The sequence below is a fragment of the Pseudomonas sputi genome (assembly GCF_021603585.1).
Taxonomy (GTDB): domain Bacteria; phylum Pseudomonadota; class Gammaproteobacteria; order Pseudomonadales; family Pseudomonadaceae; genus Aquipseudomonas; species Aquipseudomonas sputi.
This window is the reverse complement of sequence record NZ_BQHI01000002.1, coordinates 451404-464909: the sequence shown is the minus strand read 5'-3', so window position 1 is coordinate 464909 and position 13506 is coordinate 451404. Positions and strand designations below refer to the sequence as shown.

Below are 13506 nucleotides of genomic sequence, written 5' to 3'. Positions count from 1 at the left end.
CGGGATCACCAGTCCAGCGTGATCCGGCTTTGAAACTCACGCGTCTGCCCCGTGAGCGGATCAATGAATCTCAACCCCTGCGCCAGGAGTTTGAGCGGATTGGCGTAGTCATCTTCAACGTCTTTGAGCACTTCAGGGTAAAACGGATCATTGCAGATACTCGCCCCCAGCGCCGTCATGTGTACCCGCAACTGATGCTTCTTGCCGGTCACCGGAAAAAGACCGTAGCGCCAGAGTTCGCCGTTCTTTTCACGAACCTCTATGGCCGTTTCGGTGTTACTTACACCTGGACCTTCCTGCATGCGGAAAAACGGTTCGCCGTCGACCATGCGACTCTTGTGCACCAACGGAAAGTCCAGCCCGGGCAGCGCGGCCGCAATGGCTTCATAGCGTTTTTCAATCTGCCGTGTCGGGAACAGTGACTGATACGCCGATCGCGTCTGTGGGTTGGCCGAGAAAATCACCAGTCCGGCCGTATGTCGGTCAATCCGGTGCAGCGGCACCAGATGGGGGTTGTCCAGGCGCCGGATCAATCGACGAAGCAGCGTCTGTTCGACGTACTCGCCTGCCGGGGTCACCGGAAGGAAATGCGGCTTGTCGGCGACCACCAGATGATCGTCCGCATACAGAATCGACTCGACCACCGGAATCGGTTTTTCATCCGGCACTTCACGGAAGTAGTGAATGCGCAGCCCTTCCCTGTAGGGCAAATCCGGCGCAATCGGCTGCCCCTGACCATCCAGCACCCGCCCCCGGGCAATCCGATCCAGCCATTGATCGCGCCCGATGGCACTGAAATGCTCACACAGGCAGTCGAGCACTGTCCGCCAACTGCCGGGGGGCAGATACAGCGTGCTGGCCTGATTCTGTGCGGCGGAAAATGTTGATGCGCTGGACATACGAAGAACTCGAACCTTCAAAGCAGAGCGGCATTATCCAACACCGGGCGCAGCAGACCTAGTGCAGAATCAGGCAGGAACCGATTTGAGCGCCGCCGCCTCGGTAAACTCCTTGAGCCAGCGCAATACATCCACGGCGTCCCAACGGCCCGGATCGTACAACGCGTACAACAGCCCCTGATATCCGACCACATCCAGTTGCTTGTGATAGCCGGCACGCTGAAACAAAGCCTCTATCTCGGCAAAACAGGTGTTGAAATGCAGCTTGTTGAAGGGAGTCTTGCCTTCTGTGACCAGACCGTCCAGGCGCAATTCGTGGACGGCCTCACGCACCACGTCAACCGACATCCCGTTCACGCTGCTTTTCAACTGTTCGACATTGACCACGATTGCTCCCTCTGACATCCGGCTTGCCCTGACAAATGCCCGGAAACGGCATGGCAGGCCAACCCAATTACTGTATGCGCATACAGTAACCGAATAACCCGAAAAGTGCCAAGCCGTGAATGACCGAAGGTGACAGGCGCCATCAACGCAGAAGGGAAAGGACCATTAACGAAGAAATGCCACCACCTGATCGGCATTGAACGGCCACCCCAGCTCCGCGCCGGTATCAACCCTGCGCAAGACCGGGATGCGCAGGCTGTAAGCCTCGAACCACGATTCATCGTCGGCAATATCCACCAGTTCCACCAGCAGACCATGCTCGACGAAAGGCATCAGTTCGGCCTCCGCGACTTCACACAGATGGCACCCCAGGGTGCCGAACAACTGGCATTCAGGAAGCATGTGCTCAACCCCAACAATCGAGTGATCATTCTAGGCCTGCCCGCAAGGCCCGTCGACCTGCCCACCGGACTCGAACCCGCCCTTCGCAAAACCCTGATGTAAATCAGCCCACAAAATCGCCATTTACGCGATGCTCCGGTGTTTTTTACCTCTACGCTTGAAGAGCCTGACCTGTCCCGGAGTGTGTTGTGTTTGCCAATCTGCTGATCATACTGGCGTCGTCCCTGGTGACGATTGCCTTGTTCCGTCGCCTGCGCCTGCCCCCTGTGCTGGGCTACCTGTGCGTGGGGTTGATGGTCGGGCCGAAGGCATTCGACTGGATCAATGAAAGTGAACACTTGCCGGACCTTGCCGAGCTGGGCGTGGTGTTTCTGCTGTTTTCCCTGGGGCTGGAATTCTCCCTGTCGAAAATGATTGCCCTGCGCCAGGTGGTTTTCCGGCTGGGCAGCCAGCAGGTACTGATCAGCACACTGTTGCTGGGAAGCGTGCTGATGCTGCTGGGCATGCCCGCCACACCGGCCTTGCTGCTGGGCGCCGGTCTGTCGCTGTCATCCACGGCGATTGTGACCAAGGAACTGAGCAGTCTCGGCGAAATCTTCAGCAGCCACGGCCAGAATGCGGTAGGCGTCCTGTTGTTCCAGGATGTGGTGGCCGTGTTGCTGCTGACGCTGGTGCCGGTGTTCGCTGGTAGCAGTGATCAGGCCTGGTACTGGGCGCTGCCCCTGACCTTGTTGAAGACCGTATTGCTGTTTTTCGGCTTGATGCTGGCCAGCCGCTGGCTGCTGCCCCGCCTGTTTCAGGAGGTGGCGGCGTCCCGCTCGGCGGAGTTGTTCGTGCTGCTGGCACTGGTGATTGTGCTGCTGACGGCCTGGCTGACCCACTTGCTGGGCCTGTCGCCGGCCCTGGGGGCTTTCCTAGCTGGCATGCTGTTGGGCGAGAGCCATTACCGGCATCAGATCGAGGCCGATATCCGGCCGTTTCGCGACATCCTGCTGGGACTGTTTTTCGTCAGCATCGGCATGTTGATCGACCTGCAACTGTTCGTCAGCCACAGCCTGCTGATTGTCGGCATGACCCTGGGCTTGCTGGTGATCAAAGGCCTGGTGGTGGCGCTGCTGGTGAAATGGCGCGGCAGCGACAGTGAAACGGCCTGGCGCAGCGGCCTCGCCCTCGCCCAGGGCGGTGAGTTCTGCTTCGCCCTGATGGCGCAGATGCAGCAGTCACGGCTCCTCCCCGCCGAGCTCGGCGCCCTGCTGCTCGCCGCCACCTTCTGCTCGATGCTGCTGACGCCCCTGCTGTTACGCGCCGCCCCCCGCATCGCCGCGGCTCTGCACCGTAAACCCAATCAGGAAGCGCAGATCGAGGAAATCAGCGCCCTAAATGCCGGGTTCGACGGGCATGTGGTGATCTGTGGCTACGGCCGTGTCGGTCAATCGATCGGACGAATCATGCGCAATGCCGGGCAAACCTACGTCGCGCTGGACAACGATCCAGTGCGAATTCAGGAAGCCGCCACCGCCGAGCGCGACGTCCACTACGGCGATTCAACACGCGGCGATCTGCTGACCGCCGTCGGTTTGCTGCGCGCCAGGTTGCTGGTGATTGCCGTGGATCAAGCCGACGTGGCCTTGCGGGTTCTCAGGGAGGCCCGGCGCCTCAATCCGACAGTGCCGATTCTGGTGCGCACCCGAGACGACAGTCAGTCGGCCGAGCTGAAGGCAGCCGGCGCCAGCGAAGTCGTGCCGGAATTGCTGGAGTCGAGCCTGATGCTCGGCTCCCACGCCCTGATCCTGCTGGGGTTTCCTGCGCACCGGGTGCAGGAGAAAGTCGATCAGGTGCGCATCGATCGTTATCGCCTGCTTCACGGCTTTTACCCCGGAGCCGATGATGAGGAGACCTAGTCCTGGCTCACCGCGCCGATCTTGTGCAGCGACAGGTCGGCGCCGTAGTACTCCTGTTCCTGGCTCAGACGCAGACCATGCAGCGTCTTGATCGAACCGTAGACGGCGAAACCGCCGACCAGCGCCACCGCCACACCAAGAGCGGTGCCGATCAACTGGCTCATCAGGCTGACACCACCGAGCCCACCCAGCGCAGTCGAGCCGAAGATTCCACAGGCAATACCGCCCCATACGCCACACAAACCGTGCAACGGCCAGACACCGAGCACGTCGTCGATGCGCCATTTGACCTGCGCCGCCGTGAAGCACCAGACAAACAGGGCGCCGGCAATCGCGCCGGTCACCAGCGCACCGACCGGATGCATCAGGTCGGAGCCGGCGCACACCGCCACCAGCCCCGCCAACGGGCCGTTGTGCAGGAAGCCAGGGTCGTTGCGCCCGACGATCAACGCCGCCACCGTGCCACCGACCATCGCCATCAGCGAGTTGACCGCCACCAGTCCGCTGACCCCTTGCAAGGTCTGCGCGCTCATCACGTTGAAGCCAAACCAGCCGACGATCAGGATCCACGAACCCAACGCCAGAAACGGAATGCTCGAAGGAGCGAACGCCACCAGCTTGCCGTCGCGATAGCGTCCGTTGCGCGGCCCGAGCAGCAGCACCGCCGCCAGCGCCAGCCAGCCGCCCACGGCATGCACCACCACCGAACCCGCAAAATCATGGAAAGGGGCGCCGAACTGTGCGGTCAGCCAGGCTTGCACACCGTAGTTGCCGTTCCAGATCATCCCTTCGAAAAACGGGTAGATGAACGCAACGATCAGCGCCGTGGCGCACAGTTGCGGCACAAACCGCGCCCGCTCGGCGATGCCGCCGGAGATGATCGCCGGGATCGCCGCTGCAAAGGTCAGCAGGAAGAAAAACTTCACCAGTCCATAACCATGATCGGCACTGAGCACCGCCGCCGGTTGCAGGAAGGTCACACCATACGAAAGCCAGTAGCCTATAAAGAAATAGGCCAGGGTCGACACCGCGAAGTCGCTGAGAATCTTCGACAGCGCGTTGACCTGGTTTTTCTGGCGAACCGTTCCGACCTCCAGAAACGCGAACCCGGCGTGCATGGCCAGCACCATGACCGCGCCGATCAGAATGAACAACGTGTTGGAACTGTGAACCAGCGTGTCCACAGCGCTTTGCAGATTTTCCATGAGGAGGCAGACCCAAGGCTGAAAAAGGCACCAAAGCGGTTCATGCGCACATTTCATGCACCAAGTTGCGACCACGCAGGCACTGATCCGGTGGGTCAGTGAACCGCTTTGGCGCACAAGGTCGATGGGCTGACATGAACCCTCATCATCCGGGCCTTGCTTTGCCCGGTTCGCGCCCGGCAACAGCGCACTGCCACCGATCGACGCACCACGACACAGCAAAAGTTGTACCAGTCATTTGTACTGAACCTTCACTCTTGGCTCATACTCGAACGCTTCAGAACACCGCTTCAGAACGCCACTTACGGAGATCCCCCATGGCCAGCATCAAGGCAAAGACTGCTCAAGAAATCCTGATGAACGACTTCCAGACTCTGGTCAACGACACTGAACGCTTGCTGGAGCACACCGCCACGCTGGCCGGTGATCAGGCCGACGAGTTGCGCGAACAGATCCACGAAAGCCTGCTGCGCGCACGGGAAACCCTGAAGCTGACCGAGGACACCCTGCGTGAGCGCGGTCAGGCGGCGGTCACCGCTACCGAGGAATATGTGTCGGCCAACCCTTGGCAATCGGTGGGCATCGCCGCCGGTGTCGGCTTTCTGATCGGCCTGCTGGCCACGCGGCGCTGATCATGTCGATCGGTGAATCCGGCCCGAACTCGGGTACCGCCTCCTCCACGCGTCGTCTGGGTGCTGCCGTTCTCGGTTTGCTGCACAGCCACGTCGAGTTATTCGGCATCGAACTGCAGGAGCAGAAAGCACGCACCGTCAGCCTGTTGCTGTTCGCCGGCCTGGCGCTGGTGTTTGCACTGCTGTTGCTGGTCGGCCTGTCGACCCTTGTACTGATCGTGTTTTGGGATACGTATCGCCTCGCTGCAATCATTGGTCTGTGCGTGTTCTACTCGCTGGCGGCAATCTTTTGCGCGTTGCGTCTCAAAGCCGCGATCTTCGATGAATCCTCGCCCTTCCACGGCACGCTGGAAGAACTGGCCAATGATCGGGAGCGCCTGCTGCCATGAGCCTGCCTGAACTTCCGCACAACAGCTCCCGCCGGGAAATGCGCAAGGCACTGATCCGTCTGCGCATGGAAATGCATCGTCAGGAAATCCGCCACGAAACCGGCCAGGTCTTGCAACCGCTGCAACGCATGCGTGGCATGACGCAAAACCTGCAGGGCGGCTTCGGCATCAAGCACGCGCCGTTATGGGGCGTGGCGGCTGTGACGCTGTTGGGTTTCATCACCGGCAAGGGGGCCAAAAGCGGCGGCGTCACAGGCTTGACCCGACTGATCCGTCTGGGCACCAGTCTCGCTCCGTTGATCAAGCTGGTCATGCAGAGTTCGAGCAAGCGCTGAACCCTCGCATCTGGCTGCATTCTTGCAACACCGGCGGGATTGAATCTCTTATCCGGAGGTTCAATCCCGCTTGCCTGTCCGGCCGGCAGAATTCGACCAGAACAAGAACGACAAGGAGGCCCCGTGATCGACGGGCAACCGCTCGCCTGCTTTCAACCTTTCATCGATACCGCCACCGGACGCATTGCAGGCGTCGAGGCGCTGGGTCGTCTGCGCCAGGCCGATGGCCAATTGACGTCGGTCGGCCCGCTGTTTGCCAACCCGCGTACCCCGGCCGTCGCGCTGCGTCGACTGGACCGGCAAATCCGCGACAACGCGCTGAGTCGACTGCACGAAGCGCCAGCGGACTGGTTCCTCAGCCTGAACATGTCACCGCGCTGGATCAGTCGCTTGCGTACCGACCAGGCGCTGCCCAGCCTGAAACAACTCGTGCGGCACGGTATCGACCCGCAAAGGATTGTTTTCGAAATCACTGAACTCGGCGGCAATAGTCAGCGCCTGACTGAAGTCGTGGCGCGCTATCGCGATGCCGGCGCCCGGATCGCCATCGACGATTTCGGCGCCGGTTATTCGCAGCTCGATCGCGTGCTGGCGCTGCAACCGGACATTCTCAAACTCGACATGCGCCTGTTCCAGGCCGCCGCACTTGGCGGGCCGAGCAGTGACGTGGTCAAGGCTCTCGCGCAAATGGCGGAAAAGACCGGCTGCTGGATCATTGCCGAAGGCGTGGAGACGGCGGCGCAACTGAATTTTGCGCTGGAGTGCGGATCGCGTTACGTGCAGGGCTTTCTGTTCGCGCGGGCGCAGGAGGCGCTTTTCGGTACGGATGACTTCGTTGAGCGCTTTGCCGAGTTACGCCAGTCCTACGTGCGCCAGAAACTGGCCGAGCGCAGCAAATTGATGCTCATGCGCCAGCAACTCAGCGAACTCATGGCCATTCTGCAAACCTGGGCCCAGGCCCGTGCGCCGCTCAGCGCCCTGCCGCAGCTCGATGCCTTTCCCTGGCTGCTGCGCTTTTATCAATGCGACCGTCACGGCACCCAACTGACACCGAACCTGGAATGGCGACAAAGCGGCTGGGTCGCCGACAATCGTTACCTGGGTCATAACTGGTCGTGGCGCCCTTACTTCTATCACCTGCTGGCCGAGGGCTGGGAGGAACGGCGCCTGACCCTTTCCAACACCTATCGCGACGCCACCAGCAACCAGTATTGCCTGACCGCCGGGCAGTTTTTCGATAACGGCGAGCGTCTGCTGTTGATCGACATCGATGCAGCGGGGATGTAGTTGCACTTGCAGAGGCCAGCCCGAACCGGGAAGCTAGGGCATCAGTCACTCGACGGAGAGAATCAGCCTTGGATTGGCATACCCTGCTCAACCGCGAACGTCTCGGCAAACCGTTGCACAGCCCGCAGGAACTTGGCCGCAGCCCGTTCCACAAAGATCATGACCGCATCATTTTCTCTGGCGCCTTCCGCCGCCTGGGGCGCAAGACCCAGGTGCATCCGGTGTCGAGCAACGACCACATTCACACGCGCCTGACCCACTCGCTGGAAGTCAGTTGCGTCGGTCGCTCGTTGGGCATGCGTGTCGGCGAAACCCTGCGCCCCGCCCTGCCCGAGTGGTGCGAACCGAGCGATCTGGGCATGGTGGTCCAATCGGCCTGCCTGGCGCACGACATCGGCAACCCGCCGTTCGGCCATTCCGGCGAAGACGCGATCCGTCACTGGTTCCAGCAGGCTGCCGGGCGCGGCTGGCTGGACGCGATGAGCGACGCGGAGCGCGGCGACTTCCTGAACTTCGAAGGCAATGCCCAGGGTTTCCGGGTGCTCACGCAACTGGAATATCACCAGTTCGATGGCGGTACCCGACTGACTTACGCCACCCTTGGGACTTATCTGAAGTACCCGTGGACCGCTCGTCACGCCGACTCCCTCGGTTACAAGAAGCACAAGTTCGGCTGCTACCAGAGCGAGCTGCCGTTGCTCGAGCAGATCGCCCACAAGCTGGGCCTGCCGCAACTGGAAGAGCAGCGCTGGGCGCGCCATCCGCTGGTGTATCTGATGGAGGCGGCGGACGACATCTGTTACGCCTTGATCGATCTGGAGGATGGCCTGGAAATGGAGCTGCTCGAGTACGCCGAAGTCGAGTCGCTGCTGCTCGGCCTGGTGGGCGATGACCTGCCGGAAACCTACCGCCAGCTCGGCCCGCAGGATTCACGTCGGCGCAAACTGGCAATCCTGCGCGGCAAGGCCATCGAACACTTGACCAACGCCGCCGCCCGGGCCTTCGTCGAACAACAGGAGGCACTGCTGGCCGGCACACTGCCGGGGGATCTGGTGGAACACATGCACGGCCCGGCGAAGCGTTGCGTGTTGAACGCCAAGGACATCGCCCGCAAGAAAATCTTCCAGGACAAGCGCAAGACCCTGCATGAAATCGGCGCCTACACGACTCTGGAGATTCTGCTCAACGCCTTCTGTGGCGCCGCCCTGGAGCAGCACAACGGCCGCACACCGTCCTTCAAGAGCCGCCGGATCCTTGATCTGTTGGGCAACAACGCACCGGATCCACACGGTCCGTTGCACGCATCGTTCCTGCGCATGATCGACTTCATCGCCGGCATGACCGACAGCTATGCCAGTGACATGGCACTGGAAATGACCGGACGTTCCAGCCATTGACGCCAGCTGCCCGACCGTTGCGCAGTGGAACGGTCGGGCACCGGGGACGCATACGCCGACGGCTACCCCCTCTAGGGTGTGTTCAGTCGGAAGGACCAAAGTTAAAACCTGAAATCAACTAACAACAATCATTGAAAGCCTTCACCCGACAAACTTTCTTGGTGCGCGATAAACTTTATCAAGTCCCGCCATTGAACATCTCACGGACCTACCTACGCCAAACCTAGTTAACCCGTAGTCTGATTCCTCTTTATTTGTAGGACTTATCCTAGATCACCACTAACGCCCTGTGGGTTCATGCGGGTGTTCACTCATCTGAGCTAAGGTTCGCCCTTTATTTGCGCTCGTATGGGATTTGATTATGAACTCCGTTTTTATTGTCGACGATCACCCGGTCATCCGCCTCGCCGTTCGAATGCTGCTCGAGCATGAAGGTTATAAAGTCGTCGGAGAAACCGATAACGGTGTCGATGCCATGCAGATGATTCGCGAATGCATGCCCGATCTGATCATTCTCGATATCAGTATTCCCAAGCTCGATGGCCTGGAAGTCCTGGCCCGCTTCAATGCCATGAGTTCGCCATTCAAGACGCTGGTACTGACTGCCCAATGCCCGACCCTGTTCGGTATTCGCTGTATGCAGTCAGGCGCATCGGGTTACGTGTGCAAGCAGGAAGACCTGAGTGAGCTGGTCAGTGCAATCAAAGCTGTTCTTTCCGGTTACAACTACTTCCCCAGCCAGGCCTTGAACCCTGTTCGTCATGATGACGTGCGCTATGCAGAGCTGGAACTTTTCAAATCAGTCAATGATCGGGAACTCATGGTTTTGCAACTTTTCGCCCAAGGCCGCACGAACAAGGAAATAGCCAAAGGCATGTTTCTCAGCAACAAAACAGTAAGTACTTATAAGAAACGACTGATGCAGAAACTGAAGGCCAAGTCTCTCGTAGAACTTATCGAAATGGCCAAACGCAACGCACTCGTGTGAGAGCCAACATGTCCAGCCGTTTAGTGAGTCTCATGATTGCATTGAGTGCATGCCTGGGTTTCTGCACCTTTGCAACAGCCGCCTCCCCCACCTCGAAAGACTTCACCCTGCTCGGTCGTTCGGCCGAAACAACCGTGCAGGCCTTGTTCGATCCATCACAAGTGGCGTGGCTGCACGCTCGCAATGAGTTGGTTCTGGGGACTTCAGCTCCAGACTATCCTCCCTTCGACATGACGCCCAGCGGACAAGACTACGAAGGCTTCACGGCGGATTACGCCTCACTGATTGGTCAGGCGACCGGTCTGCCGATCAGAGTCAAACGTTTCGCCTCGCGGGAGGTCGCCGTAAAGGCATTGATGGACGGGCACATCGACATGCTCGGCACTGCCAACGGATTCGAAGCGGAAAACGCCAATATAGTGCTGTCCAGGCCTTACGCCGTCGATCAACCGGTCCTTGTCACACGCGAGGGTGAAACCCGCACGTTGACCGAAGGTCTGGCAGGCCTGCGGCTGAGCATGCTGTATCACTACCTGCCGCTGGATGATGTCAAGGCAATGTATCCCAAAGCCCTCATCACCTCTTATCCGTCCTACCAGAACGCAATCAACGCCGTAGCGTTCGATCAGGCGGATGTGTTTCTCGGCGACACCATTTCCACCCACTACATGATCAACAAGGGTTACCTGAACAACATCCGCATGGCCAGTTTCGGCAAGCATGAGGCCCACGGCTTCAGCTTCGCCGTTCATCGCAACAATCCACAGCTGCTTGCCATCATCAATACGGCGCTCAAGGCCGTGCCGGGCAGCGAGCGCGAAAATATCGCCAAACGCTGGAGCGTGGGCAGCGACGTACTTCTGACCGACCAGAGGCTGCAACTGACCAAACGTGAAGAACACTGGCTGAAAAAACATCCGGTGGTGAGCGTATTGGTCAACGAGGCTTTCGCCCCCCTGACGTTCTTTGACAGTGACGGCAATTTTCGCGGCATCAGCGCCGACTTGCTCGAACTCATCCGCTTGCGCACCGGACTGCGCTTCGAAATCCGCCGCAGCCGCAGCGACGCCGAAATGATCCAGCAGGTCGAACACCAACAGGCTGACCTGATCGCAGCGTTGCTGCCGACCGCCCAGCGCGAGGAAACCCTGAATTTCAGCCGTCCCTATCTGGAAAATTCATACGTGCTGCTGACCCGAAAGGCCGCCGACAGCCCTACGCACCTGGGGCAGCTGAAACGCAAACGTCTGGCGATCGCTCAAGGCCATCCGATGATCGATTACCTGCGCAGCGAGTTTCCCCGCATCCAGTTGATCGAAACGCCGGATACCTTCAGTGCAGTGGCGCTGCTCGATGAAGGTCAGGTCGAAGGCGCAGTAAACTCGCTGGTCATCGCAAACTACTTCATTGCATCACGAACCTTCCAACATCCCCTGCAGATCACCACCACCATCGGCACCCATCAGGCGGCTTTTTCTCTGGCGACAGCCCGGGATAACACGGAACTGAGCTCGATCATCAACAAGACGCTGATGAGCATCACGCCCGAAGAACTGGGCATCATCAATGGTCGCTGGCGGGGCTACTCAAACATTTCGCAAGGCACCTGGCATCAATACCAGCGTTTCTTCTATCAGTTGATCGGCGGCGCCTGCCTGCTGTTGCTGCTGTCGCTGCTCTGGAATGCCTACATGCGCCGCCAGATCAAACAACGCAAATCGGCCGAACGGGCCTTGAACGACCAACTGGAATTCATGAGTACACTGGTCAACGGGACGCCACACCCTATCTACGTGCGTGACCGACAGGGCGTGCTGCAAAGCTGCAATGACAGTTATCTCCAGGCGTTCAATGCCCGGCGCGAAGACGTCATCGGCAAAGATGTCATGCAGGGTGCGCTGAACAACGCTTTCGAGGCACAAGCATTTCAGGCCGACTATCAGCGGGTAGTGGCCGAAGGCAAACCGCTTGTGCTTGACCGGCCGTTGCACATTGGCAACCGACGACTGACGATCTATCACTGGATTCTGCCCTACCGAGACTCCAGTGGTGACGTCCGGGGGATCATTGGTGGCTGGATCGACATCAGTGAACGCCGTGAACTGCTCGATGAACTTCGCGCGGCCAAGGAACGGGCAGACGATGCCAACCGGGCCAAGAGTACTTTTCTGGCAACCATGAGTCATGAGATCCGCACGCCGATGAACGCAGTGATCGGCATGCTCGAGTTGACACTCAAGCGCATGGATCAGACTCATCCGGATCGCTCCGGCATCGAAACGGCCTACCATTCGGCCAGAGACCTGCTGGGTCTGATCGGCGACATACTGGACATTGCGCGCATTGAATCGGGGCGACTGAGCCTGAAACCCGAGCGAATCAACCTGATCGACACCGTGGCTTCGGTAGTCAGAATCTTCGAAGGGCTTGCCCGGCAGAAACAGCTTTCACTGACAGTATCCGTCTCTCCCCCTGACCTGAATGTCGATGTGCAACTCGATCCTCTGCGCTTCAAACAGGTGCTGTCGAATCTGATCAGCAATGCCATCAAGTTCACCGAAACAGGGCAGGTCAGAATCACGCTGGACATTCTTCCCACGGATGCCCCCGAAGGCTCGATGGTGCAGTTGACCGTACAGGACAGCGGCATCGGGATCACGACGCAGGATCAGTTGCGGCTATTCGAACCTTTCGCCCAGGCCGGCAACGGTGGGCAACGAACCGTCAGCGGCGCAGGACTCGGGCTGGTCATCAGCCGCAACCTGTGCGAAATGATGGGTGGAAAACTGCGGTTGAGCAGCCTGCCCGGAATCGGCACCCAGGTTCGGGTATCACTGCCAGTGACCATTCTGCCTGCGCAAGTGGCGAAAGCTGAAGATGAACCACAGATTCAGACAACCCTCATGCCGTTGTCGGTTCTGGTGGTCGATGACCATCCGGCCAATCGACTGCTGATGTGCCAGCAGCTGGAATACCTCGGCCATCGATTCTGTATCGCCGAAGACGGCCTGCGCGGACTGGAAGAATGGAAGAGCGGTGAGTTCGATCTGGTCATCGCCGATTGCAACATGCCCGTCATGAACGGCTACGAGCTGACCCGCGCGATTCGTCAGCACGAAAAGCTGACCCACCGCCCGGCTTGCACCGTGTTGGGGTTCACCGCCAATGCCCAGCCCGAAGAGATCCTGCGCTGCAAGCAGGCAGGCATGAACGAATGCCTGTTCAAACCCCTGAGCCTCAACAGCCTGAGCCAATGGGTCAACAGCGTTCAGCCGCTGTTCCGCGCGCCGGCGTTCAACCTGAAGGGGCTGGCGCTGCTGACCGGTGACAACCCCTCTCAAACCCAACGATTGCTGGCAGAACTGCTCAACAGCAGCCGCACCGATCGGCAGGAGCTGCAGGCCCTGTCCCTCACCCGGGATCACCCCGCGCTGGCCGCTATTGCACACAAGATCAAAGGCGCCGCACGCATTGCGCAGGCCCCGCGCCTGATCGACTGTTGCGATGCGCTTGAGCAGGCTTGCCTGCAAGCACTGCCGGAGGAGGAGATCGCGCGTCGCTGCCAGGCCAGTCACCTCGCCATCCTGGAACTGGAGCAAGCACTGGAACAGCAACTGGCGCGGATCGCCAAGAGCAAAATGGCCGGGGCTTAACTATGCTTGGAGGCAGAGCAGTGTGCTTAAC

Annotated in this window: 12 protein-coding genes; 8 read left to right on the top strand and 4 right to left on the bottom strand. The window is 59.6% G+C overall.

Annotation, left to right across the window (positions count from 1 at the left end):
* Positions 1-5 precede the first annotated feature (5 nt).
* The 3 genes from L6D81_RS04760 to L6D81_RS04750 form a co-directional block, all read right to left on the bottom strand.
* Positions 6-899, bottom strand: coding sequence for a pseudouridine synthase (locus L6D81_RS04760; RefSeq protein WP_236178085.1), 894 nt, complete (start codon positions 897-899; stop codon positions 6-8).
* A gap of 69 nt (positions 900-968) precedes the next feature.
* Positions 969-1286: a transcriptional regulator gene (locus tag L6D81_RS04755; protein WP_236178084.1), complete on the bottom strand. Its 318-nt coding sequence runs from the start codon at positions 1284-1286 to the stop codon at positions 969-971.
* A gap of 165 nt (positions 1287-1451) precedes the next feature.
* Positions 1452-1688, bottom strand: a complete 237-nt coding sequence (locus tag L6D81_RS04750; RefSeq protein WP_011335277.1) for a glutaredoxin family protein — start codon at positions 1686-1688, stop codon at positions 1452-1454.
* Positions 1689-1876: 188 nt separating this feature from the next.
* Here L6D81_RS04750 and L6D81_RS04745 point away from each other — a divergent pair, with 188 nt between their 5' ends.
* Positions 1877-3589, top strand: a complete 1713-nt coding sequence (locus L6D81_RS04745) for a cation:proton antiporter (protein WP_236178083.1) — start codon at positions 1877-1879, stop codon at positions 3587-3589.
* On the opposite strand, the gene L6D81_RS04740 is transcribed toward L6D81_RS04745, so the two are convergent.
* Positions 3586-4794 (bottom strand): ammonium transporter, encoded by a 1209-nt coding sequence (locus tag L6D81_RS04740; RefSeq protein WP_236178082.1) that lies wholly within the window; start codon positions 4792-4794, stop codon positions 3586-3588. The genes L6D81_RS04745 and L6D81_RS04740 overlap by 4 nt on opposite strands.
* A gap of 317 nt (positions 4795-5111) precedes the next feature.
* On the opposite strand from L6D81_RS04740, the gene L6D81_RS04735 reads away from it, so the two are divergent.
* From L6D81_RS04735 to L6D81_RS04705, 7 genes are all read left to right on the top strand, one after another.
* The gene (locus L6D81_RS04735; protein WP_236178081.1) at positions 5112-5426 is read left to right on the top strand and encodes an ElaB/YgaM/YqjD family protein; all 315 of its coding nucleotides are present in this window, start codon (positions 5112-5114) and stop codon (positions 5424-5426) included.
* 2 nt (positions 5427-5428) lie between these two features.
* Positions 5429-5815, top strand: coding sequence for a phage holin family protein (locus tag L6D81_RS04730; RefSeq protein WP_236178080.1), 387 nt, complete (start codon positions 5429-5431; stop codon positions 5813-5815).
* On the top strand, positions 5812-6150 hold the full coding sequence (locus L6D81_RS04725) for a hypothetical protein (RefSeq protein ID WP_236178079.1): 339 nt from the start codon (positions 5812-5814) through the stop codon (positions 6148-6150). Before L6D81_RS04730 ends, L6D81_RS04725 begins: the two co-directional genes overlap by 4 nt.
* Positions 6151-6273: 123 nt before the next feature.
* Entirely contained in the window at positions 6274-7437 is a 1164-nt protein-coding gene (locus L6D81_RS04720) for an EAL domain-containing protein (protein WP_236178078.1), read from the top strand.
* A 68-nt stretch (positions 7438-7505) separates the two neighbouring features.
* Positions 7506-8834, top strand: coding sequence for a deoxyguanosinetriphosphate triphosphohydrolase (locus L6D81_RS04715; RefSeq protein WP_236178077.1), 1329 nt, complete (start codon positions 7506-7508; stop codon positions 8832-8834).
* A gap of 361 nt (positions 8835-9195) precedes the next feature.
* Positions 9196-9822: a response regulator transcription factor gene (locus L6D81_RS04710; protein WP_039770429.1), complete on the top strand. Its 627-nt coding sequence runs from the start codon at positions 9196-9198 to the stop codon at positions 9820-9822.
* An 8-nt stretch (positions 9823-9830) separates the two neighbouring features.
* The gene (locus L6D81_RS04705) at positions 9831-13475 is read left to right on the top strand and encodes a transporter substrate-binding domain-containing protein (RefSeq protein ID WP_236178076.1); all 3645 of its coding nucleotides are present in this window, start codon (positions 9831-9833) and stop codon (positions 13473-13475) included.
* Positions 13476-13506: the final 31 nt, after the last annotated feature.

Bases quoted from the DNA above. Each gene is read 5' to 3' on its own strand.
- L6D81_RS04705 (WP_236178076.1), top strand. From the start codon at position 9,831: ATGTCCAGCCGTTTAGTGAGTCTCATGATTGCATTGAGTGCATGCCTG.
- L6D81_RS04760 (WP_236178085.1), bottom strand. From the start codon at position 899: ATGTCCAGCGCATCAACATTTTCCGCCGCACAGAATCAGGCCAGCACG.
- L6D81_RS04710 (WP_039770429.1), top strand. From the start codon at position 9,196: ATGAACTCCGTTTTTATTGTCGACGATCACCCGGTCATCCGCCTCGCC.
- L6D81_RS04740 (WP_236178082.1), bottom strand. From the start codon at position 4,794: ATGGAAAATCTGCAAAGCGCTGTGGACACGCTGGTTCACAGTTCCAAC.
- L6D81_RS04725 (WP_236178079.1), top strand. From the start codon at position 5,812: ATGAGCCTGCCTGAACTTCCGCACAACAGCTCCCGCCGGGAAATGCGC.
- L6D81_RS04730 (WP_236178080.1), top strand. From the start codon at position 5,429: ATGTCGATCGGTGAATCCGGCCCGAACTCGGGTACCGCCTCCTCCACG.
- L6D81_RS04735 (WP_236178081.1), top strand. From the start codon at position 5,112: ATGGCCAGCATCAAGGCAAAGACTGCTCAAGAAATCCTGATGAACGAC.
- L6D81_RS04750 (WP_011335277.1), bottom strand. From the start codon at position 1,688: ATGCTTCCTGAATGCCAGTTGTTCGGCACCCTGGGGTGCCATCTGTGT.